Origin of the sequence: Corallococcus exercitus (assembly GCF_042231735.1) — a bacterium.
Classification (GTDB): domain Bacteria; phylum Myxococcota; class Myxococcia; order Myxococcales; family Myxococcaceae; genus Corallococcus; species Corallococcus exercitus_B.
In genome coordinates this window covers 4020987-4043411 of sequence record NZ_CP102577.1, presented here as the reverse complement: position 1 = coordinate 4043411, position 22425 = coordinate 4020987, and the positions used below count along the sequence as shown (strand labels likewise).

Annotated in this window: 19 protein-coding genes; 9 read left to right on the top strand and 10 right to left on the bottom strand. The window is 71.7% G+C overall.

The genetic code is table 11. The annotated features are described in order from the left end of the window. Nucleotides 1-77: 77 nt before the first annotated feature. Entirely contained in the window at nucleotides 78-1463 is a 1386-nt protein-coding gene (dbpA, locus tag NR792_RS15585; protein WP_375760817.1) for an ATP-dependent RNA helicase DbpA, read from the top strand. A 13-nt stretch (nucleotides 1464-1476) separates the two neighbouring features. Here dbpA and NR792_RS15580 read toward each other — a convergent pair whose 3' ends face one another. The 3 genes from NR792_RS15580 to NR792_RS15570 form a co-directional block, all read right to left on the bottom strand. Then, complete coding sequence (locus tag NR792_RS15580) at nucleotides 1477-2160, bottom strand: abortive infection system antitoxin AbiGi family protein (RefSeq protein ID WP_375760816.1); 684 nt, start codon at nucleotides 2158-2160, stop codon at nucleotides 1477-1479. 141 nt (nucleotides 2161-2301) lie between these two features. After that, complete coding sequence (locus NR792_RS15575; RefSeq protein WP_375761628.1) at nucleotides 2302-3555, bottom strand: APC family permease; 1254 nt, start codon at nucleotides 3553-3555, stop codon at nucleotides 2302-2304. Nucleotides 3556-3645: 90 nt separating this feature from the next. Next, entirely contained in the window at nucleotides 3646-4179 is a 534-nt protein-coding gene (locus NR792_RS15570; RefSeq protein ID WP_375760815.1) for a hypothetical protein, read from the bottom strand. A gap of 105 nt (nucleotides 4180-4284) precedes the next feature. Here NR792_RS15570 and NR792_RS15565 point away from each other — a divergent pair, with 105 nt between their 5' ends. Further along, nucleotides 4285-5415, top strand: a complete 1131-nt coding sequence (locus NR792_RS15565) for a hypothetical protein (protein ID WP_375760814.1) — start codon at nucleotides 4285-4287, stop codon at nucleotides 5413-5415. Here the strand turns inward: NR792_RS15565 and NR792_RS15560 are convergent. Both NR792_RS15560 and NR792_RS15555 read right to left on the bottom strand, forming a co-directional pair. After that, on the bottom strand, nucleotides 5399-6448 hold the full coding sequence (locus NR792_RS15560) for a GNAT family N-acetyltransferase (RefSeq protein WP_375760813.1): 1050 nt from the start codon (nucleotides 6446-6448) through the stop codon (nucleotides 5399-5401). The genes NR792_RS15565 and NR792_RS15560 overlap by 17 nt on opposite strands. Nucleotides 6449-6672: 224 nt before the next feature. Next, a complete protein-coding gene (locus NR792_RS15555; protein ID WP_375760812.1) occupies nucleotides 6673-7671 on the bottom strand; it encodes an endonuclease/exonuclease/phosphatase family protein in 999 nt (332 codons plus the stop codon). Between the two features lie 289 nt (nucleotides 7672-7960). Between NR792_RS15555 and NR792_RS15550 the strand changes: the two genes are divergently transcribed. The 3 genes from NR792_RS15550 to NR792_RS15540 are packed head-to-tail and all read left to right on the top strand — an operon-like array spanning nucleotide 7961 to nucleotide 10864. Next, nucleotides 7961-9514 (top strand): DUF4153 domain-containing protein, encoded by a 1554-nt coding sequence (locus NR792_RS15550; RefSeq protein ID WP_375760811.1) that lies wholly within the window; start codon nucleotides 7961-7963, stop codon nucleotides 9512-9514. 25 nt (nucleotides 9515-9539) lie between these two features. Continuing rightward, nucleotides 9540-10424, top strand: a complete 885-nt coding sequence (locus tag NR792_RS15545; protein ID WP_375760810.1) for a DMT family transporter — start codon at nucleotides 9540-9542, stop codon at nucleotides 10422-10424. A gap of 17 nt (nucleotides 10425-10441) precedes the next feature. After that, entirely contained in the window at nucleotides 10442-10864 is a 423-nt protein-coding gene (locus NR792_RS15540) for a hypothetical protein (protein WP_375760809.1), read from the top strand. A 13-nt stretch (nucleotides 10865-10877) separates the two neighbouring features. Here NR792_RS15540 and NR792_RS15535 read toward each other — a convergent pair whose 3' ends face one another. From NR792_RS15535 to NR792_RS15520, 4 genes are all read right to left on the bottom strand, one after another. After that, entirely contained in the window at nucleotides 10878-12875 is a 1998-nt protein-coding gene (locus NR792_RS15535; protein ID WP_375760808.1) for an Ig-like domain-containing protein, read from the bottom strand. A gap of 252 nt (nucleotides 12876-13127) precedes the next feature. Then, nucleotides 13128-13595 carry a hypothetical protein gene (locus NR792_RS15530; RefSeq protein ID WP_375760807.1) on the bottom strand — a complete coding sequence of 156 codons (468 nt, stop codon included), beginning with the start codon at nucleotides 13593-13595 and terminating at the stop codon, nucleotides 13128-13130. Beyond that, nucleotides 13595-14785 (bottom strand): cysteine desulfurase-like protein, encoded by a 1191-nt coding sequence (locus NR792_RS15525; protein ID WP_375760806.1) that lies wholly within the window; start codon nucleotides 14783-14785, stop codon nucleotides 13595-13597. Before NR792_RS15525 ends, NR792_RS15530 begins: the two co-directional genes overlap by 1 nt. Before the next feature lie 41 nt (nucleotides 14786-14826). Beyond that, nucleotides 14827-15441 (bottom strand): CAP domain-containing protein, encoded by a 615-nt coding sequence (locus tag NR792_RS15520; protein WP_375760805.1) that lies wholly within the window; start codon nucleotides 15439-15441, stop codon nucleotides 14827-14829. A 179-nt stretch (nucleotides 15442-15620) separates the two neighbouring features. Here NR792_RS15520 and NR792_RS15515 point away from each other — a divergent pair, with 179 nt between their 5' ends. The 4 genes from NR792_RS15515 (at nucleotide 15621) to NR792_RS15500 (ending at nucleotide 19199) form a co-directional block, all read left to right on the top strand. Then, nucleotides 15621-16073: a putative toxin-antitoxin system toxin component, PIN family gene (locus NR792_RS15515; protein ID WP_375760804.1), complete on the top strand. Its 453-nt coding sequence runs from the start codon at nucleotides 15621-15623 to the stop codon at nucleotides 16071-16073. A 204-nt stretch (nucleotides 16074-16277) separates the two neighbouring features. Further along, nucleotides 16278-17570, top strand: a complete 1293-nt coding sequence (locus NR792_RS15510) for a penicillin-insensitive murein endopeptidase (RefSeq protein WP_375760803.1) — start codon at nucleotides 16278-16280, stop codon at nucleotides 17568-17570. A gap of 16 nt (nucleotides 17571-17586) precedes the next feature. Continuing rightward, complete coding sequence (deoD, locus tag NR792_RS15505; protein WP_207048551.1) at nucleotides 17587-18300, top strand: purine-nucleoside phosphorylase; 714 nt, start codon at nucleotides 17587-17589, stop codon at nucleotides 18298-18300. Between the two features lie 11 nt (nucleotides 18301-18311). Then, entirely contained in the window at nucleotides 18312-19199 is an 888-nt protein-coding gene (locus NR792_RS15500) for an alpha-ketoglutarate-dependent dioxygenase AlkB (protein WP_375760802.1), read from the top strand. A 509-nt stretch (nucleotides 19200-19708) separates the two neighbouring features. Here NR792_RS15500 and NR792_RS15495 read toward each other — a convergent pair. Continuing rightward, on the bottom strand, nucleotides 19709-22258 hold the full coding sequence (locus NR792_RS15495) for an RIO1 family regulatory kinase/ATPase (protein WP_375760801.1): 2550 nt from the start codon (nucleotides 22256-22258) through the stop codon (nucleotides 19709-19711). Nucleotides 22259-22425 lie beyond the last annotated feature (167 nt).

The following is a 22425-nucleotide window of genomic DNA, read 5'->3' as shown; positions in this document are numbered from 1 at the left end:
GGCTTGTCCGGCGGGTGAAGGCTGCTACAAGGGCGCGTTCTCCCGAGGCGCCCGTGCCTCCGTTCCCCGAGGCTTCGATGGAATTCTCCGCGCTCGCGCTGTCGCCCCCGCTGCTCCAGGTGCTGGAGGAGCTGGAGTTCAAGACCGCCACCCCCATCCAGGCGCAGAGCATCCCGGTGCTGTTGCAGGGCAAGGACCTGGTGGGCCAGGCGCGCACGGGCAGCGGGAAGACGGCGGCGTTCGCGCTGCCCATCCTGCAGAAGGTGAAGCTCACGCAGGACCGCCACCTCCAGGCGCTGGTGCTCTGCCCGACGCGCGAGCTGTGCGCGCAGGTGGCGGGGGAAATCAGGCGGCTGGCGCGCCGGATGCCGGGCGTGCAGGTGCTGGCGCTCGCGGGCGGGCAGCCCATCCGGCCGCAGGTGGAGGCGCTGGAGAAGGGCGTGCACATCGGCGTGGGGACGCCGGGCCGCATCATGGACCTGCTGGACCGCGAGGTGCTGGACACGCGGCACCTGGCCACGGTGGTGCTGGATGAGGCGGACCGGATGCTGGACATGGGCTTCCGCGAGGACATGGAGCGGGTGCTGGGGGCCACGCCCGCGAAGCGGCAGACGGTGCTCTTCTCCGCGACGTTCCCGGACGACATCGAGAAGCTGAGCCGCGCGTTCCAGAAGGACCCCGTGCGGGTGTCGCTGGCGCAGGAGGAGGCCGCGCCGGACATCCAGCAGGTGGGCTACGCGTGCACGCCGGAGGAGAAGCAGGCGCTGCTCTTGCGGCTGTTGCGCCAGTACCAGCCGGCCTCCGCCATCGTGTTCTGCAACTTCAAGGCGGTGGTGGTGGAGCTGACGCGGGCGCTGGTGCAGGCGGGCGTGAGCGCGGACGGGCTGCAGGGGGACCTGGAGCAGTTCGACCGGGACCGGGTGATGGCGAAGTTCCGCAATCACAGCACCCGCGTGCTGGTGGCCACGGACGTGGCGGGCCGGGGCATCGACGTGGAGGCGCTGGACGCGGTGGTGAACTACGAGCTGCCGCAGCAGCCGGAGGCGTACGTGCACCGCATCGGCCGCACGGGGCGCGCGGGCCGGCGCGGGCTGGCGCTGTCGCTGGTGACGCGCTCGGACAGCCGCAAGGTGGAGGACATTGAAGCGACGACGGGCGTGAAGCTGGAGAAGGGGGACGTGGACGCGCTGGTGCCGGAGAACGTGCCGGGCGTGTCGCTCATCTCCGGCTGGGAGACGCTGTCCATCTCCGCCGGGCGCAAGGACAAGATGCGGCCCGGAGACATCCTGGGCGCGCTCACGGGCGAGGCGGGCGGGCTGAAGGCGGAGGACGTGGGCAAGATTGAGATCCACGACCACCACGCCTTCGTCGCCGTCTCCAAGCGCGTGGTGAAGGTGGCGTTCCAGCGGCTGAGCGAGGGCCGCATCAAGGGCCGCAAGCACCGCATCGAGCGGGTGCGGTAGGCAAGCCCGCTCCTCAACCCTGCACGCTCTTGCGCTCCGTCGCGACCGGCGCCGCTGTCTGCTTGGCCAGCGCCTCCATGATCTGCTCCGCCTTCCAACCGGGGTCCAGCACCGGGCAGAAGTAGCCCGGGCCCGCGCGCTCTCGCACCGCCCAGGCGAAGAAGTCCCTCGCCAGGGTGTGGACCTCTTCCGGGAGGAAGAGCGCCGCGACGTCGTACTCCGTGAAGCGCAGCAGGCCCGGGACGCGCCACTCGCGCTCCCAGTCGAAGCGGTAGCTGTAGGGCGCGTTGTGCGCGTCGCCCTGGATGTCCACGAAGGGCGTCACCGCCCACACGGGCTCCTTGTGCGGCTCCTTCGCCGCCAGCGCCTGATCCAGCTGGTGCTTCATCGCCAGGTGCGCTGGAGAGCCGTACTGCACGTACCAGACAGGCCCTCCGCCCTGCGACAGGATGAAGCTCTTGCGGAAGGCGATGCCGTACAGGCTCCGGCGCTGCACCAGCCTCGCGAGCTGATCGAGCGGAATCTCGCTGAAGCACACCGAGCGGTGCCGGTCCGCCACCACCGCCTCCCGCCGCGCGATGCCAAACCCCTCCGCGCCCGGGATGAGCGTGCGCGCTCCCAGGATGCTCATCATGTTCTGGTAGGCGTCGTGGTACGGGGGCCCGGGCTTCGTGAAGTGCACCACGAAGTCGGACATATCCCGCCACTGCGCATTCGCCTGATACCCGAGCATCGCCTCGCAAGACCCCCGCGCGAGTCTCCCGGCCCGGTCACCCCTTCGCAACACTACGTGCCGGGTTGTCCCCAGGCCTGCCCGCCCTCCTGACGTGCGGGGACGTCAGGGCAGGCGGGCGGGCGCTGGCTCCCTCGGCCGCGACAGCCGCATCAGCGCCAGCCCCGCGAGCACCGCCACCGAGGCCACCGCCGCCTCGCGCGCGCTCGCGCCGAAGGCCACCAGCGTCAGTCCCAGCACCAGCGTGGGCACCGCGAGCAGCGCGTGCACCGGCCGCAGGCTCCGCTCCCGCCGCAGGGCCAGCACCGCGAGCGCCGCGGCCGTTACACCGAATTGCATCAGCACCGCGATGGCGGAGAGCGCGAAGAGCTCCGACAGGTCACCCAGGTTCACGAACCCCAGCACCAGCGCCCACGTCACCGCGAGCGCCCGCATGGGCACGCCCGATGCGGACATGCGCTCCAGCCCGAACAGTGAACGCTCCCCGGAGGCCAGCGCGGACAGGTAGCGCGGCGTCGTCACCATCATCCCCACGCAGATGCCCAGCGCGGACACGCTGGTGCCCGCGCCCACCAGCCGCTCCAGCCCCGCGCCGCCCCACACGCCCGCGGCCTGCGCCAGGGGCGCACCCGCGTGCGCCAGGTCCGGCAGCGCCGCCACGCACGCCCACACGAGCCCCACGTACAGCAGCATCGCCAGCAGCAGCGAGCCCACCGTCGCCATGGGCACCGTGCGCTCCGACGCTCGCACCTGCCCGGCGATGACCGGGACGATCTCAAAGCCCTGGTAGGCGAACATCACCGTCAGACCCGCCTTCAGCCAGGACGTCCCCGTGGCGGGCAGCGGTGGCGGCACCTGTCCGGCCGGCAGGAAGAGGAACGCGCCCAGCAGCGCCGCCAGGGGCACGAGCTTGAGCACCGTGAGCCCCGTCCACGTCCGCGCGGACACCCGGATGCCCGAGGCCACCAGCGCCGCCAGCCCCGTCACCAGCGCGGAGGCCAGCAGCCGCTCGCCCACGGGCCCTCCCAGGCCCACGGACGGCGCCACCGCTCGCGCCAGGCCCGCCATCACCGCGGACGTGCTCAGGAAGGCGCTGACGTAGGCCACCCAGCCGACGAGGAACGACACGCGCTCGCCGAACGCCGCGCGCGCGAACACCACGGGCCCGCCATCCGAGTCGAACCGCCGGCCGAGCACCGCGAACGCGAACGCCACCGGCACCAGCGCGAGCCCCGTCAGCGCGAAGGCCCACACCGCGCCCAGGCCGGGCGCCTGCGCCGCGACCTCCGCGGGCGCGAAGAAGATGCCGACGCCCACGATGCCGTTGACGCCGAGGGCCAGCAGTTGGAAGGGCCCGATGGTGCGCTCGGGCGCGACGCCGGAGGGAAGGGTGGACACGGCCTGGACTTCACTACACCCGCGCCCCGCGCACCATCGCCGTGCACGCCCTCACGGATGGGAGAGCAGCACGCTCAGCGCGGCCATGCGCCCGGACGCGGGCTCCTGCTCCAGGGCCTTGGGGATGGCGACGGACACGCCGTTCTCACGCTCGTCGCCGCAGGCGCGCGTCCCCCGGTAGTGCTTGCGGTCGCGCTCGATGACGAGGTTGTAGCCGCACGGTCCCACCGACCCCGTCAGCGCGTCCGGACTGAGCGTCAGGGACGACGGCTGGCCCGCGAAGGTGCCCATCACCTCCACCACGTCCGGACGCTCGGCCACGGTGAGGTTCACCGGCTTCTGGTCCACGGTGCCCTGGATGCGCCGGTCCGACAGCTTCAGGTCCACGGGGCGCTGGAAGGCCTGGCCCTTCAGCGCGTCGTCCGACATCTGGAGCCGCAGGTCCGGGCCCTGGAGACCCTGCGCGCCGACACTCGCACGCACGGTCGTCCGGGGCGTGCGCAGCTCCACGGTCTCGTCGCGCTTCGCGACAGCGGATCCGCCCGCGAGCAGGGCGGCAACAGTCAGGATGCGAGCGATTCTCATGCCTCAAAGCTGGGGCGTGGGGACGCGCGCCACCAGGGCCGTGCTCCGGCTGCCCGGCGGGCCGCGCACGGAAAGCAGGGCGGCCTTCGTGATATCCGTGCGCTCGTGTCCCGCACGCGCCTGCTGGCCCTCCTCGTCGCACTCGTCGCCGTCCTGGTCGCCGTCTGGCAGCGCGCCCGCGCCGTGGAGCGGCTGGGACAGGACTTCGACGAAGCGGTCTACCTGCCCATCGCCTTCACCTATGCCGGGATGCTGGAGGAGGGCCGCTGGGGCGACATCGGCGCGCTGCGGGAGAACTTCGAACACCCGCCGCTGGTGAAGCTGCTCTTCGCGCAGACCGTGCGGGTGGCGGGCGCTCCCGAACCCGACTGGTCCCACGTCCCCATGGGCCGGCCCATCCCGGACGCCGCGCGCCCCGTGTTCCGCGCGACGCGGAGCCTGTCGGCGGTGGCCGGGGTGCTCCAGGTGGCGCTCGTGGCGCTCGTGGATCCGCTCGGCGCGCTCCTGCTCGCGTGGGACCCGTACCACACGAAGTACACGTCCCAGGCGTACCTGGAGGCGGTGCCGGGGCTGCTCGCGGTGCTCGCGCTGCTCGCCTTCGAGCGCGCCCGGCGCGGGGGCTTCGCGCCGGGGTGGACCGCGGTGGCGGGGGCGCTGCTGGGGCTCGCGGCGGCGGGGAAGTATCCGTATGGCCTGGTGGGCGGGCTCACGTTCCTGCCGTTCCTGGTGGCGGGCGCGCGCACGCAGTGGCGCCCGTGGGCCGCCATCGTGGTGTCCACGGCGGCGGCGTTCCTCCTGGTGAACCCCGCGCTGTGGTCGTCGCCGTTCGCGTCGCTGTGGGAGTCCATCACGTTCCACTGGGACTATTCACACAACGAGCACGTGCGCCGCAGCGCGCTGCCCTGGTACCAGCCGCTCGTGTTCCTCACGGACACCTGGCTGTCGGCATCCGACCCGGGCATCTACCTCACGCACTTCAACGCGCGGGCGCTGCTGCCGCTGGCGGTGGTGGGCCTGCCCAGGACGTGGCGCGAGCGGCCCGTGTGGGCGGTGGGCGCCGTCGTGGGGCTGGTGTTCCTGCTGCTGTGGAACACCAAGTGGCCGCAGTACCTGCTGCTCGTCCTGCCCGCGCTGTGCGTCTGCGCGGGCGGGGGCGTGCGGACCGTGGCCAGCGGGGCCGTGCGGCTCTACCGCAAGGTCCAGGGCTCGCGCTCGCGCGTCAGCGCAGGTGCGTGAAGACGCACGGGTCGGCGGGCAGGTCCAGGTCGCAGGTGGGCAGGAGGCACGTCACCTTCGCGCGACGGGGCATGGGCACCCAGCCCGAGCGGCACAGCAGGGACACGGGAGTGCCGGGCCCGCGCAGCATGCCCGCGCAGGCCACGCCCCGGCGCTCCATGTCCTGCATGGCGACTTGAAGCAGCCGCTGCCGGTCCTCGTCGGACACGGAGTCGTGGAAGGCCATCAGGTCCACGACCTCCGCGGTGAGCTCTCCCACGCCCGTCATCAGCAGGCTGTGGGAGCTGACGAGCCCGCGCACCTCGCCGTCCTGCTCCAGCACGAAGGTGTGGGGCACGTCCCGGTACTGGAGCTGGGCCGCCAGCTGCTCGGTCGTGTACGTGTAGCCCAACGTCACCGGCCGCAGCATGTCGTGGACCAGCGCCGTGCAGCGCCCCAGGTCCGTGGGCTGATAGGGACGGATGCCCTCGCGGTCCACCTCGCGGAAGCGGTGCCGCAGGAAGGGATGCGCCAGCGTGAACAGCCGCCGCTCGTTGTCCGTGAAGGACCAGCGGGCGAGCGCGCGCGCGTCAAAGGCATACATCCACAGCCCGAGCCCGCCGAAGAGGCGCGTGCTCCACGTCCGGCGCCAGAAGCCCGGCGGGCGGGGCTCCGCGGTCGTGAAGCCCAGGGCGAGCCGTGCCGCACGGTCCTGGTGCCGCCGGAGCAGCTCCTGCGCCAGCTTCGCGCCAATGCCCTGCCCGCGATGGGAGTTCGTGACGGTGGCCCGGAGCCCATAGCTGCCGTCCACTTCCAGGCGTCCCAGGCGGATCCTCGCGGGCTCCGCGAAGAGGGTCCCCACCAGCGTCTTCCCCTCGTACGCCGCCAGCAGGTAGTCGCGTGGCACCTGGCCGCCCCGGAACAGGCGCCAGTCGCAGAAGCGCTTGTCCCAGACGGGCAGCGGCGCCGTCCTTCCGTAGGTGGACTGCCAGACGCGGTTGAGGAACCAGGAGGCCTCGGAGGCGTCGCCGTCGAAGGTGCGGACCTCAATCATGGCTTGCCCCCGGGGACGGGTTGCCGGAGCGCGAAGCCTCGCCATGAGCTTGCTTTCATGGCTTTCAAGGTAGGGAGGGCGGCCGTACTGGAAAGCGGCTGCCGTGGACGGTTACGTCCTGGCTGTCATTGCCGCGTCAATGCCAGCCCTTTCGCGTGCGGTGGCCCACAGGGCCCGCGCCAGGAGGGCGGGGGAGTGTGCGGCTCCCGCCGTCCTGCGCTGACTCAGGGGGGCTCGGTGAGCGCGAAGTCCGCGTACACCGCGCCGTGGTCGGAGCCGCCGTAGCCATTGCCGTCGCGGGCCACGCGGAAGGAGCCCGGCACGTAGGCGCCGCCCCCGCCGGGCGCGAGGAAGAGGTGGTCGATGGCCTGACCCCGGCCGGAATAGACATACGACCACGTCTCGCTCTCCGGCCGGTCCCTGGCGACGCGCAGCAGGGCCTTGTCCAGGGCGTTGATCGCCTCAGAGCCGGGGACGTCGTTGAGGTCTCCGCCGAGCACCACCAGCGCGGAGGGGAACTCCCTCGCCGACTCGAGGAGGATCTCCCGCGCGGCGTTGGCTTCCGCGATGCGGCGGCCGGGATCGTCGTCCACCTTGGAGCGGAAGTGCGCCGCGAAGACGATGACGCGCGCGCCGTCCACGTCCAGGTGCACCTCCAGCAGGTCGCGCGAGAAGCGGGTGGCGGAGCCGTCCGGCCGGTAGATGTATTGGCCGCGGTGGCTGCGCGTCTCGATGATGGGGTGCCGGGAGAGGACCGCCACGTCCACCGACGCCGCGGAGTAGGTCTCCCCGAGCCGCGAGTAGGTGAACTGCGGAACCTGGCCCAGGAGCCCATCCAACGACGCCTGCGTCTCCACCTCTTCCAGCATCACGATGTCCGCGTTGAGCGCGGTGATGGCCCGGCCGAGCTGGCCCACCTGCGCCGCGAACTCCTCCGCGGTGGGCAGCTCCTCGTAGTTGGAGCCGCCGCAGAACTCCGAGGCGCAGACGGTGTCGAAGAGGCGGTGCACGTTGAACGCCGCGATGCGCACGCGGGGGCCGGTCGGGAGCGGCGGCGTTCCGCTGTCGGGCTGCGGGCAGTTGCCCTGGACACACGCCCCGGCGTCCGGAACCGGCAGTACTTGAGAAGAGCCGTCACAGCCCGCGAAGGCGAGCATCGCGCCCCACAGGGCGAGGTTCGAGCGGAGACGGAAGCGGAAGGGGAGCCGCGGCGAGGGTGACATCGGGGCGGCAACCTACCACCGCGCTTTCTCATGGGACGGGGGGACTGGCCCGAAGCGTCCGACGACGCAGCGCGGCTCGCTCGCCTGGACCGTGCGCGGACTCCGGGTGCCGGTGAGGTGGACGCCCGGTGGAGCTGTTCCATCGTCCCGTGCCGACCGGCCACGGGAGGGCCGGCGCCGTTCGGCGTGGCTGCGCGACCGCTCGCCCCCGAGGTCCCCAGCCGTGCCGCCGGGCGTGTGCATCCTGCCGTCATGTGGGGCGCGCACGCGCCCGCGAGGTGCCGACGCCATGAACCCGTCCGTTCCGATGTCTCCCCTGCCTTCTTCTCCCGCCCCTTCCGTCGCGGCACCGGCCCGGCCGCTGCTGCCCTGGGTGCGCGCCCCGCGCCGGACGCTGGCGGCGTCGCTGGCGCTGGGGGTGTTCGCGGAGTTCCTGCTCGCCCGGGAGCGCTGGGGGCTGGGCTTCCCCGTGCTGGTGGCGGCCCTGGTGGGCGCGCTCGCGTGGCTGGGCGGACGGGAGGGGTGGCAGCGCGCGCGGCCCAATGCGTGGCTGCTGGCGCCGCTGGGACTGGTCAGCGTCTTCGTGGCCCTGCGGGACAGCTCCTGGCTGCTGACGCTCAACGTCCTGACCGCGGCCGTGCTCCTGATGATGCTGTCCCACTTCTGGGCCGCGGGCCGCGTGGAGCGGCTGGGGCTCACCGACTATGTCGTCGTCTTCTTCGCCTCCGCCGCGCAGAGCCTGCTCTACCCGCCGGCGCTCGCCCGGGACAGCGTGGACCTGCGCGGCCTCAAGACGCACTCGCGCCTGCTGGGGGCGCTGTCGCGGGGCCTGCTGCTGACGCTGCCGGTGCTGCTCGTGTTCGGGCTGCTGCTGGAGTCGGCGGACGGCGTCTTCTCCTCCACCCTGCACCGGCTGGTGTCCTTCGACGTGGACCTGGGCTCGGTGGTGACGCACGGCATCGGCGTGACGTTCAGCGCGTGTGTCGCGGCGGGCGTGCTGGGCCACGCGCTGCGCCGCCGCGCCACGAAGGAGCTGGGGGACGCGGAGGTGGCCTCCGCCACGCCGCGCCTGGGTTTCATCGAGGCGCTCACGCTCATCCTCGCCGTCAACGCGCTGTTCTTCGTCTTCGCGGCCTTCCAGGTGTCGTACCTGTTCGTCGGCGACGGGGTGTCGCCCGCGGCCGGCTACACCTTCGCGGAGTACGCCCGGCGCGGCTTCTTCGAGCTGGTGGTCGTCGCCTCGCTGACGCTGGCGCTGGTCATGGCCCTGACGCGGTGGACGCGCCGCGAGACGCGCGTGGCGCAGACGGTCTTCCGCGCGAGCACGTCGCTGATGGTGGGGCTGACACTGGTCATCCTCGCGTCGGCGATGCGGCGCCTGTCGCTGTACGAGGACGCGTTCGGCTACACGCTGCTGCGCCTGTACACGCACGTCTTCATGGTGGCGCTGGGCGCGGCGCTGGCCTGGCGCGCGGTGACGCTGTGGTGGAAGCCGGAGCGCTTCGCGGTGGGCGCCTTCGCGACGGCGCTGGGCGCGGTCCTCGCGCTCAACTTCCTCAACCCGGAGGCCTTCATCGTCCGCCACAACCTGGAGCGGTACGCGCGCACCGGCACGGTGGACGTCGAGATGTTCTACGACCTCTCCGCGGATGCCGTGCCCGGGCTGGTCCTGATGGACTCCAACGTTTCGGGGTGGGAGCAGGAGCGCCTGGCGCCCGTGCTGAAGGACCACCGGGAGCGGCTGTCCCAGGGGGACACGGTGCCGGAGTGGAACTTCTCCCGCTTCCTCGCGCGCCGGGCGCTCCTGCGGGCCGGGGCCTGGCGTGCGCCCGTGAATCCGTGAGCCACCCTGGCTAGATTGCGGCGCCATGAGCGAAGTCGCCGGACGCCGTGCCTCCTCCCTGCCTCCCATTCCCGCGGTCCTCATCGCCGTGGTGAGCGTGCAGGGGGGCGCCGCGCTCGCGAAGGGGCTCTTCCCCGTCCTGGGCGCGGTGGGGGCCGCGGGCCTGCGGCTGGTGCTGGCGTCGGTGATGCTGCTGGCCTACTTCCGGCCACCGCTGCTGCGCTACACGCGGGCGCAGTGGGCGGCCGTCGTGCCGTATGGCGTGGCGCTGGGCGTGATGAACCTCACGTACTACCTGGCCATCGCGCGCATCCCGCTGGGGCTCGCGGTGACGCTGGAGTTCGTGGGGCCCTTCGTGCTCGCGGTGGTGGGCTCGCGCAAGGCGCTGGACTTCCTCTGGGTGCTCTTCGCCGCGACGGGCATCGTGTTGATTACGCCCTGGACGGCGCAGCCCGGCGGGTTGGATCCGCTGGGCGTGGTGCTGGCGCTGACAGCGGGGGCGTGCTGGGCGCTCTACATCCTGATGGGCGGAAGGCTGTCGCGCCGCGTGCCGGAAGGGCAGGGTGTGGCGGCGGGCATGGTGGTGGCCATGCTCACGGTGCTGCCCTTCATGCTGCGCGAGGGCCACCTGGAGCGGATGACGCCGGGCCTCTTCGCGGCGGGCCTGGGCGTGGCGCTGCTGTCCAGCGCGCTGCCGTACACGCTGGAGATGCTGGCGCTGGGGCAGCTCTCCAGCCGCACCTTCGGCATCCTGATGAGCCTGGAGCCCGGGGTGGCCACGGTGGTGGGCTGGCTGTTCCTGCGCGAGCACCTCACGCCCCTGCAATGGCTGGCGGTCGCGCTGGTGAGCGTCGCGTCAGCGGGGGCGACGCTGACGGCGAAGCGGCCTCCTCCGCCCGTGGAGGCGTGAGGTGGTATGTTTTACGGATGCAATCCCTCTCCGCGATGAAGGTGCGCCTCTCCTGGATGCTCGGCACGGCCAGCGTCCTGTTCGCCTCCCGGGCCTGGGCCCAGGGGGCTGAGAATGCCCTGGGTGTGCTCTTCGGCATGGCCACCGCCGTGCTGGTGCTCGGGGGGCTGTTCTTTGCCATGGGGTTGGTGATGCTCGTCCTCAACCTCACCGGCCGCCATGGCACGTTCTCCCTCGCCGTGGGGATGCTCTCGGGCCTGGGGAAGGTGATGCTGGGATTGGGGCTGGGCGAGGTGCTCCTGCGTGGGAACGGCGATGGGCTCATGGAGGCCATCCTCTGGGGCGTGGTCCTTCTCGGCGCCGGCGAAATCGTGGCGGCGGTGAGGGCGACGCGCTCCGGCAGCAACCGGCGCGCATCGCCCGAGACCGCTCAAGACTGACGCGCGGTGCGGTTCAGAGCGCGCAGGCGCCGTCGTATTTCAGGATGACGAGGCCGGCGTTGCCGCCCACGAGCGTGCCCAGGCCTGCTTCAGGCGGAAGGGTCGTGGCACCGGACCAGTGATTGGCTCCCAGGCCTCCGCCGCTCGCTCCGCCATTTCCGCCCGAGGAGCCCCCGAAGGATTCGGCGATGGGGCCCGAGCCCCCGCCGCCACCGCCGAAGCCGCCGCCACCTCCCGCGGCGGTGACGTTCCCGGCCCCACCATTCAACCCGATGCCTCCGGAGGCGAGGTCGGTCGAGCCACCTGCTCTCGCGGTTCCGGCCGTGGGACGGCGGGTGCCGTAGTAATCGAGTCCTGCCGCGCCACCCCGGTTGCTGCCACCTTCGCCACCCCAGGAGCCACCACTCCCGCCCGCGGCGAACGCCACCAGCTGGCCCGCGCTCAGGATGGCGCTGCTGCCCGCGCCGCCCCCGCCTCCCGCGCCACCCGGCGAGGAGCCGCCGCCGCCACCGCCGAAGTACCCCGCGCCACCGCCGCCAGAACCGCCTGAACCGAAACGCCCATAGCCTCCGCCGCCTCCGACGAAGACCTCCAGGGGCTCCCCGGCACCCCAGGTGAAGCTGCCCGTCGCCACGGCGCCATCGGTGCCGAGCGTGCGGTCCGTCCCGCCGCCTCCTCCGCCCACCATGCTGTAGGTCAGGACCCGGGGCGTGGCGGAGGCATTCGTCTTCAGGAGGTAGGACGTGACGGTCTGGACGCAGACCTGCATCTGGACCGTGAAGGCCTGGGTCGTCCGCTGGCCGCTCGCATCCTCGACCGCCAGCGTGACGGTCATGTCGGCACCGCCCGAGTCCACCGGGGCCGTCCAGACGACCTCACTGCGGGAAGCCGTGGAGACAGGCGTCCCCAACGTGCCGCCGCTGGCGCTCCACGTGAACGTCAGGGCCGCTCCCTCCGGATCCGTCGCGGTGGCGAACAGCCGCACCGTGTCTCCGGCCACGGCCACGGCCGTGGACTGGAAGACCTGTCCGATGACGGGCGGCAGGGTCGGAACCTGGAGCTGGATGACATTGAGCCGCAGCGTGCCCGCCGTGCTGCCGCCCCGGCCATCCGTCACCGCGACCGTGACCTGGCACTGGCCACCCGTGGGCTCGGAGGCGGGCGCCGTCCAGACGCCGTGCGCGGCGGTGGTGGTGCTGAAGCCGCCGCCGCAGTCATCGCTCCACGCGTAGCTGAGCGCGTCGCCATCCGCGTCCGTCGCGGTCACGTCCAGCGTCACGGTGCCACCGGGCGCCACCTGCCCGAACGGCGTGCCCTTCACCTGCGCCACCACGGGCCAGGTGTTGAATGAGGCCGCCACGTTCGCGAACCCCGTGTCCTGGAGCACGGCGATCCGCAGCGTCACGCCCGACTGCGCGCCCCGGCCGTCGGAGACGACGACGTCCAGCGAGTAGTTGCCCGGAGTCGCGGGCGCGGTCCAGGTGGGGTTCGCCACGGTGGCATCGCCGAAGGCGCCTCCCTCCGCCGTCCAGGCGTAGGTGAGCGCATCGCCGTCCGCGTCCGTGGCCGAGAGGCTGAGCGTCACCGGCTGGTTCGCGCGCACCTGCCAGGCGGACGCGGAGATGCCGGTGAGGCGGGGCGCGCTGTTCTCGAAGGGGGCGGGGGCGGTGCGCTGCTGGAGCATCAGCACCACCATCGCCGTCTGGCCTGACTCGATGGTGACGCCCGTCGCCTGGCCCTCATAGATGGCGGTGCCGCTCGCGTCGAAGGCCTGGGCGTTGAAGGTCCGGTCCGTTCCCGCGGGGATGTTGCCAATCATGCCGGTCCACTGAGAACCCGTGTGTTCCAGCGACGCGTTGAGGGACGTCATGCCCGGCCCGCTGATCGCCAGCTCCACGCGAGCCACGTCGGAGGACGCCAGGTTCTGGGCGAGGGTGCTCACCTGCACGCTGCCGGTCGCGGCGGGTTGCGTCTCCGACGCGCAGCCGGAGAGCACGGCAAGGACGGACACCGCTACACAGAGCAGCCAGGAACTGCCTTTTCGTTGCATGGGGTTCTCGAACGCAGGGAGGGGCCGTCCCCGTTGATGCATGGCGATGTATCAGCGCATGCGGGGACAGCCGCCGGGTGAGGCGAATCACTCTAGTGGTGACGGCGAGGAATACAATACGGTTGGGTCACACCCGCCGTGTGTCAGGTTTGACTCCGGTGTCACGGATTTATTGTCTACAGCCCCGATGCGAGCTGTTGCGCCGGAGCCTGCTCAGAAGTCGTGGACGACCAGGTCGAACCGGCAATGTCGCGCCAGCAGGTCCAGCAGTTCATCCAGGGGCGCGTTCAACCGGTGCCGGTAGACATCCAGGCTGACCAGGGATTGATCCACCTTCCACGCATCCATGGCGTCGAGCATGGGCCGCAGCCGGCCGGTGAGCCACAGCCGGGTCCAGGCGCCCCGGGTCCGGGCCAGGAGGGGGCGCCGGTCCTTCACGACCAGCTCGACAGACAGGTGCCCCGACGTCTGGAGCGTGGAGCGGAAGCCCTTGGGCAGGAACGTGTATGTCTTCTCCCGCCAGCCTTCGGGAAGCCGCTCCATCGTGGGCGTGAGGCAGACGAACTCCACCTCCGGCCATGCGATGAAGACAGGCTTCGCGAGCAGCGGGCGCAAGGTGACGCCCTGCTCGTCGAAGCTGACGCGGAGCGGGAGGCTCCAGTGCGTGAGCGCTCCCGGCATCAGGGAAGCGAATCCAGCGCCGCGAGCAGCCGTCCCACGTCCTCCGCCGTGTTGTAGTGCAGCAGCGAGGCGCGCACCGCGCCGTCGGGCATGAGCCCCAGCGCCTCCGCCGCCATCGTCGCGTAGTAGTGCCCCGCCGCGACGCCCACGCCCTGCTCGGCCAGGTGTTCCGCCACGGCGCGCGGTGCCAGGCCGGTCACGTTGAAGCAGAACGTGGCCACGCGCCCGGCGGACGTCTTCGGTCCGTAGAGCCGCACGCGCGGGTGCCGCGACAGCTGCTCCAGCGCGGCCTCCAGCAGCGGCTGCTCCAGCTGCGCGATGCGCTGGAAGGCCCGCGCCAATCCCTGACGTCCCGGCTGGCCACCGCCCAGCACGTCGCGCAGGTAGCGCAGCGAGCCCAGCCATCCGGCCCAGCCCTCGTGGTTCGCGGTGCCCGGCTCGAACTTCTGCGGACCGTCATCCGGCATGAACCACAGCTTGTCCGCCGGCAGCCCCGCGAGCAGCTCACGCCGCACGTACAGACAGCCCAGGTGCGGACCGAAGACCTTGTAGGGAGAGAACACCGCGAAGTCCGCGCCCCACGCCCGCACGTCCGGCAGGTGGTGCGGGCTGGAGTGCACCGCGTCCACGAACAGCCACGCGCCCACGCCGTGCGCCACCTCCGCTGCGGCGGCCACGTCCGGCGTCGAGCCCACGGAGTTCGCCGCCGCGGACACCGCCACCAGCCGCGTGCGCGGCGTGACGAGCTTGCGCAGCTCCGCCGCCTCCAGCCGGCCCTCCGGCCAGCTCGCGCGCCAGGTCGTCACCTTCACGCCCTGCGCTTCCAGCGCGCGCCACGGGGCCGCGTTGGACTCGTGCTCCAGCTCGGAGACGACCACCTCGTCGCCCGCCTGGAAGAGGCGCGAGAGCGCCCGGCCCACCTGGAAGGTGAACGCGGTGGCGCTGGGCCCGAGCATCACCTCCTCGGGCCGGCAGTTGAGGAACTCCGCCGTCTCCTCGCGCGCCCGGGCCTTGAGCGCGGTGGCCACGCGGGAGGCGGCGTAGGGCTGGCCCACGTTGCAGTTGCCGCCGGAGAGGAATTGATGGATGGCGTCGATGCAGTGCGTGGGCACCTGCGCCCCCGCGGCGTTGTCCAGGTAGCTGAAGCCGGACCGCAGGGCGGGGAAGTGCTCGGCGAAGGGGGAGGGCATGGGGCGCGAAGCATAGCCCTCCGCCCTCCCTCCCGCTGGGACTACGGCGTGCCGAAGTCCTGCGTCCAGTACGCGCGGTACGTGCTGGAGGGCGCGTTGTAGTAGCCGATGCCCGTCTGCTTCAGCGCGCCGTTCATGATGTTGTTGCAGTGGCCCGTGCTGGCCATCCAGCCGTTCACCACCGCCAGCGGGGTGCTGTAGCCCGCGGCGATGTTCTCCGCCGCCGTCCGGTAGCTGTAGCCCGCGGAGGTCATGCGCTGCCACGGCGAGGAGCCGTTGGATCCCGTGTGGCTGAAGAAGTTGTTCGTGCCCATGTCCTTGGAGTGCTTGCGCGCCGCACAGCGCAGCAGGTCGTTGTTGACGAGCGCGCCCACCGCCGGCTTCGCCACACCGCCACAGGTGGCGCCCGCCGCGCGGCGCTGATTGACGAGCGTGAGCACCTCGTTCTCGAACGCCACCCAGGCCGGGTCCCACGTTGTCACGTCGTCGCACCAAGCCGCGCTCGCGCTCACCTGGTTGCCGGCGACCTCCGTCTGGACCGGCGGCACCACGACGCCTTCACCCTGCGGCGTGGGCGCCTCCTCGCCTCCACAGCCACCCAGCAGGGCAGCGGCGCTCAGCAAACTCAGACACAGCGAACGGGGCGTGGGCTTCATGGACAGACCTTTCACCGGCGGGGCCGGTCAGGGGGAGGGGTTCAACGAGATGCATTGTTATCCATGATTCCGGGTTTTGGCCAAGGACGCTCCGTGCATTGTGATTGGCGGGTGAGGGGCAGGGTTGTGTTGACGGTATTGGTGACGGAAAGTTCCTTCCCGTGAGGACGCCTTCCGCTGTGCCTGCCATTCGTTCCGTCGTGCTGGACACCAACGTGGTGCTGGACGTGTTCGTCTTTGATGACGCGTTCACGCGGCCGTTGAAGGAGGCGCTGCACTCCGGCGCGCTGACGGCGTGGGCGGACCGGCACACGTTGAGGGAGCTGGAGCTGGTGCTCGCCTATCCCTCGTTCAAGCTGGCGGCGGACGCGCAGCGGGCGGTGCGCGACGCGTACGGCGCGCTCGTGCGGGTCGCGGACGGGGAGGGGACTCCAGTGGAGCTGCCGCCGTGCAGGGACCGGGATGATCAGAAGTTCCTCGCGCTGGCCGCGCGCGCGGGGGCTTCGTGGCTGGTGAGCAAGGACAAGCGCGTGCTGTCCATGGGTGGTGGGCGGCGGCTGCCGTTCGACGTGCTTACGCCGCGCCGTGCCTCGCAGGTGCTGGAAGCGGAAGGCTTCACGCGGAGCGTTTGAGACAGGCATGAAGCAGGCAGGCAGGGGTGCGTACGCGCAGTCAAAATCGCGCTCCGCGCTTGGTGGCCTGCGCATCTCGGGTCATCCTGCGGCCCGGTGCGTTCCTCACTCCTGATCCTCCTGCTCTGCGCCGGCTGTGCCGCGCGTGTCGTCACCCCCGTCCCGGCGCCGGCTCCGACCCCGGCCGCGTCAGCGACGCCGCCCGTGGAGACTCCGGCCGCGACGCCGCCCGCGCAGGTCGCGGCTGCGGCGCCGGGTCAGCCCCAGCAGGCCACGCCTCCGGTCACCGCGTCCGGCGCCCCCACCGCGATGCCCTCCCCGGCGGAGGTGGCCGCCGTCGTCACCGACGCCGCCGTGCGCGAAAACCCCTGCCCCGTGGACGAGGAGGAGGACGACGAGGCCACCGCCGCCACCGACGACGAAGGCGTGAGCGAGGAAGGCGAGATGCAGGCGCCGCTCGCGCCCGCCGCGCCCGCGGGGCCGCTGTACACCGCCGACCTGTCCGACGAGGCGCTCACCGAGGCGTGGAAGAAGGACCCGTCCACGCTGGGCTCCATGTCCATCGGCTTCGTGGAGAGCGGCCGGCAGCTCAACAGCGTGCGCGTGCCGGATGACAAGGATTGGCTCGTGGTGTCGCCGGAGATCGCCTACGGCACGCAGGAGACGGTGGACTACGTGGCCGCCGCCATCCGCGCGGTGCGCGCGCAGTACCCGAACGTGCCCCCGCTGCGCGTCAACCGCCTGTCCACCAAGGACGGCGGCTACCTGCGCCCGCACAAGAGCCACCAGAACGGCCGCGACGTGGACTTCGGCTTCTACTACCCGACCGCGGAGCCGGTGCGTGAGCGCGAGCGCGAGCGCTACATCGACGTGGCCATGAACTGGGCGCTGGTGCGCTCGCTGGTGGTGAACACCGACGTGCAGATGATCCTCGTGGACAAGCGCGTGATGAAGGTCCTGTACGACTACGCGCTGTCCATTGGCGAGGACAAGGTCTGGCTGGACTCGCTGTTCAACGCGGGCTTCAACTCACTCATCAAGCACGCGCGCCGGCACCGCGACCACTTCCACGTGCGCTTCTTCAATGGCCGCGCGCAGGAGCTGGGCCGCCGGGTGGCGCCGCTGCTGGCGCTGCAGCCGGACCAGAACCTCATGATGTACAGGGTCCGCAACGGGGACACGCTGGGCGGCATCGCGCTGCGGCACAACTCCAGCGTGGTGGCCATCAAGAAGGCCAACCGGATGCGCAACACGTTCCTGAGCATCGGCCGGCGGCTGGTGATTCCGCTGAAGGGGCCGTGCACCCACTGCCCCATCCCCCCGCCGGTGCAGCTGCCGCCGCGCCGGCTGCCTCCCCAGGCGCAGACCCCCGCTTTGGTGAACACGGCGCCCGCGGCTTCGGGCAAGCTGCCCAATCCGTGCACTCCCGCCGCGCCGGCACCGACGCCGGTGGCGGTCCCCACGGGTGCTCCGTCCGGTCTGTCGACCGGACGCTGAAAGGGCTTCTGGTTCCATGGCAACTCCGCACATCTCCGCGTCTCCCGGTGACTTCGCCGAAGTGGTCCTCATGCCGGGCGACCCGCTCCGGGCGCGCTACATCTCCGAGCGCTTCCTGGAGAACGCGCGCCCCGTCACGTCGGTGCGCAACATGCTGGGCTTCACCGGCACCTTCCGGGGCAAGCGGCTGTCGGTGATGGGGCACGGCATGGGCGTGCCGTCCATCTCCATCTACGCGACGGAGCTGGTGAGGACCTACGGCGCGAAGGTGCTCATCCGCGTGGGCAGCTGCGGCGCGCTGCGCACGGACGTGAAGCTGCGCGACGTCATCGTGGCGATGGGCGCGGGCACGGACTCCAATGTGAACCGCATGCGCGCCATGGGACACGACTTCCCGGCGGTGGCGGACTTCACGCTGGCCCGGCGCGCGGTGGAGGCGGCGGAGAAGCGCAACAAGCCGGTGCGCGTGGGCAACGTCTTCACGTCCGACCTGTTCTACCACCCGCAGGAAGCGCTCAACGCGACGCTGGCGAAGATGGGCATCCTGGCGGTGGAGATGGAGATCGCCGGCCTGTACGGCGTGGCGGCGGAGTTCGGCGCGCGGGCGCTGGCGCTGCTCACGGTGTCGGACCACATCCTCACCGGCGAGCACCTGTCGCCGGAGGACCGTCAGACGACGTTCGACGAGATGATCGAGCTGGCGTTCGACGTGGCCGCCTCCGAGGCGTGAGGAGCCGAGCGATGGCCTTGCCTCCCCGCAGGGGTCCGGGTTCCCCGCTGGCGCGCAAGGCCGCGCAGCGCACGCCGGGCCACCACTACAACGCGAGCTTCCTGGCCTCGGCGGACCGCGCGGAAATCCTGGCGTGGCTGGGCACGCTGCACCCGCTGTGGGAGGAGCGCTACTCGAAGCACTTCCCGCCGCCGGAGGGGCAGCAGCAGCGGCGGTTGTTGCGGCCGGTGTACTGGCTGGGCAACTGGCAGTTCGCGTGTCTGGACTACTACCGGCCACCGAAGGGCGTGAAGGACCGCTGCGTGAAGGCGGAGCCGTTCCCGGCGGTGCTGGAGCGGCAGATTGCGAAGGTGGAGGCGCTGGCGCGGCGGATGTTCCGGGGGCCGGACATGCCGCAGGGCTGGCACCTCAACACGTGCCTGGTGAACTTCTACGGCAGCCGGTTGGAGGATGGCCGCTGGGTGGACACCGCGCGCGTGGGCGAGCACAAGGACTTCGAGCCGGGCCCGGTGGCGTCGCTGTCCCTGGGGGAGCGCGCGCTCATCCAGTTCGTCACGTCCACGCGGCCCGGCGAGCGCGACGCGGTGGTGCTGGAGCAGTGGCTGGATGACGGGTCGCTGCAGCTCTTTGGCGGGGCGCAGTGGAAGGACCAGACGTTCCACCGGGTGCAGCGGGTGGACACGCGCGCGGGCCACGTGATGCCGCCGGAGCTGCCGGACTTCCGCACGCGGCGCATCAACCTGACGTTCCGCTACGTGCCGGACGCGCACGTGACGCCGTTCGCGGCGCTGAGCGCGGAGGCTCGCGAGGACGTGCGGCCGTACATGGCGACGCTCGCGAAGGGCAGCCGCTTCTTCCGCGAGGAACTGGCGCGCGAGCAGCCGGTGAAGGCGGAGTAGGGCGCGCCCGCGGCGACGGGATCATCCCAACCGGTCCGACAGTCGGACAGGTTTGCTCGGCTCGGTTGGAGGGGCTGCCCCAGGCACGGCTGGGGGACGGGAGTCGTCCCAACTGGTCCGACAGTCGGACCCGTTCTCACCGTTCGGATGGCGTGGAGGTCCCCGGCACGGCGACTGACGCAGTCGGTCAGTCAGCTGGGGGACGGTGGTGGTCCCAACTGGTCCGACAGTCGGACAGGTTTTCTCGGCTCGGTTGGAGGGGCTGCCCCAGGCACGGCTGGGGACGGTAGTCGTCCCAACGGGTCCGACTGTCGGACCAGCTGTCGCGGCCTGGCTGGAATGAAGGACCCTGACGCAGCGGCTGACGCAGCCGGTCAGCCAGCTGGGAGCGGCGGTTGCCCCAACTGGTCCGACAGTCGGACCAGTTCGTGCCGTGCGCCCCGGCTGGGGCGTCCTCGTGGTCCCCCGGCCTCTCGGCCTGGGAACCTGGCTTTCTCAGTGCCGGCGGCTCAGGTGGAGCCTGTCTCGGGGTTGGAGGACGAGGCCGCGGGCGGACGGGCCACGTAGCTCACCTGGGGGGCGGCGGCACCTCGGGAAGAACGTCCCGCGCCGCGCTCGGTGCCCTGACGGGGCATCCGGGGCCCGTTATTGGGCGGGTTGCCGCGCGCCTCGCGAGGACCGGACCCCGGACCAAGGCCGTTCTGGCTCGACTCGTCACCCTGCTGCGGCCGGCCGTTCATTCGCGGTTCGCCGTTCTGCTGAGGAGCGCCGTCCTGGAACGAGCCATTGTTGCGCGGCGGCCGGCCGTTCATCCGGGGGCCGCCATTGCGCTGCTGGCCGTTCGCGCGGGACTCGCCGGCGCCGTTCATCCCGGCCCCGTCCTGGGCCTGCCGCGCCGGAGCTTCGGCCGTCCAGCCGCCGCCGTCCTGCCGGGGCTGGCCGTTCATGCGCGACTGCGCCCCCGAGCTCTCCTGGCGGGGTCCGCCGTTCTGCTGCGGCCGGCCATTCGCGCGCCACTCGCCACGCGGCGGTCGGCCGTTCTGGCGCGGCTCTCCGTTCTGCTGCGGCAGGCCGTTCTGCCGAGGCCCCCGGCCATTCGCCCCCGGCTCGCCGCCATACGGCTGACCGTTCTGACGCTGCGGGGCCTGGGCGTTCGGATCCGACTCGCCGCCATGGGACTGGCCGTTCATGCGCTGCTGGCCATTCTGGCGCTGCGGACCGTTCCGACGCTGCGGGGCCTGATCGTTCTCGCCGTACGGCTGGCCGTCCATCCGCTGCTGGCCGTTTTCACCGTGCGGCTGGCCGTTCATCCGCGGCTGACCATTCTGGTGCTGCTGACCGGTCGTGCGCGGCTGGCCATTCTCACCGCGCTGCTGGCCGTTCATTCGCTGCTGGCCATTCTGGCGCTGCTGGCCATTCTGGCGCTGCGGGCCGTTCTGTCGCTGCGAGGCCTGACCGTTCTCACCGCGCTGCTGGCCGGTCGTACGCTGTTGGCCGTTCTCGCCGTACTGCTGGCCATTCATGCGCTGTTGGCCGTTCTCGCCGTACTGCTGGCCATTCATGCGCGGCTGGCCATTCTCGCCATGCGGCTGGCCGTTCATGCGTGGCTGGCCATTCTCGCCATGCGGCTGGCCGTTCATGCGCGGCTGGCCGTTCTCGCCATGCGGCTGGCCATTCGTGCGCTGTTGGCCGTTCTCGCCATGCGGCTGGCCATTCATGCGTGGCTGGCCGTTCTCACCGTGCGGCTGGCCGTTCATGCGCGGCTCGCCGTTGGGGGAGCGCGGCGGACGTCCATCCCGGCGCGGCTCGTTGCGCGGGTTGCCGTTGCGCGGGCCGCCCTGCTGCGGCCGGCCGTTCGCGCGCGCATCCGCCTGCGCCGCCGGAGGGTTCGCTCCCTGCGCCGGAGCGCCGTTGCGCGGGGCTCCCTGCTGCGGACGCCCGGGGTTGCCGTTGGGCCGGTTGTTGCCCGCGCCCTGCTGCGGACGCGCTCCCGCGTTCTGCTGCGGTCCCGCGTTCCCGGGCCGGGGCGCGTTGCCATTGCGCGGCGGCGGCTTGCCGCCGAACCCACCACGCCGGCGCCCATCCCGCGGGCTCTGCGTGACGACCGGCCGCCCGCGCTCGCCGCCACCCTGGCGCAGCACCAGCGCCTCCAGCGCGCGCAGCTCCGCCTCCTCCGCGCTGAGCCCTTCCTCCACCGCCGCCACGGGCGCCGGGGCCGGACGGTACTCGTTGCGCCGGGGCTGCTCCTCCAGCGGATAGCGCTCCTGCCGGAAGCCCTGGCGGCCGGGGCCCCCCTGCTTGCGAGGCGCCTCGCGGAACGCGCCCGACGGCACGAAGTCCGGCGTCAGGTCGCGCCGCACGTACGCGTTCCAGATTTCACCCGTGTCGCCCGCACGGCTCGCCAGCCGGGCCGAGAAACCCTCCAGGTACTGCCGCACGTTGTCCAGGTCGCGGCGGAAGTAGAACTCCGCCTGGCTGTTGCGCGCGGCCGCCACCGTCTGCGGAAAGTCGATGATGGTCGGTCCGGACCCGCTCATCAGGATGTTGTAGGGCGACAGGTCCCCGTGAATGAGGTCCGCGCACAGGGTGCGAATCACCTGGGCCCGCAGGTCCAGGTAGAGGGCCTCGGCCTCCTCGGGCGTCTGGGGCGGGGCCTCCACGAGCCGGGGCGCGGGCTGGCCTTCCGCGTCCAGCACCAGCTCCATCAGGAGGATGCCCTCGTAGAACATCACCGGCGTGGGCACGCGCACGCCCTGCGCGTGCAGCTTGTAGAGCGAGTCCGCTTCCGCGTTCTTCCACGCCTCTTCCGCGGCGGCCTGCCCGAAGCGGCTGCCCTTCTCCATGGCGCGGCGCGTGCGCGAGTTGCGCACCTCGCGGCCTTCCTTGTAGCCGGCGTTGTTGCGGAAGTTGCGCTCGTGGCGCTCCTTGTACAGCTTCGCTGCGACGACCTGGCCGGCGTGCTGGACAAGCCACACCTCCGCCTCCTTCCCCGTCTTCAGCTGGCCGATGACGGCGTCGATGATGCCGTCGGCGAGGAGGGTCTCGAGGGAGTCATTCATTCTTAGGCAAAAGGCCGGAACGGCACGGGGCGGGGAGCTTCAGTCGCTGCGCACACCGGCGGCCCCTGCTCGCCATGATGCACGTTGGAGATGAGAACACCGGGCAGCCCCTGGTTTCCATCGCCGTCACGCTGAACGTCATCCAGAAGGCCCACGAACCGCTTGCT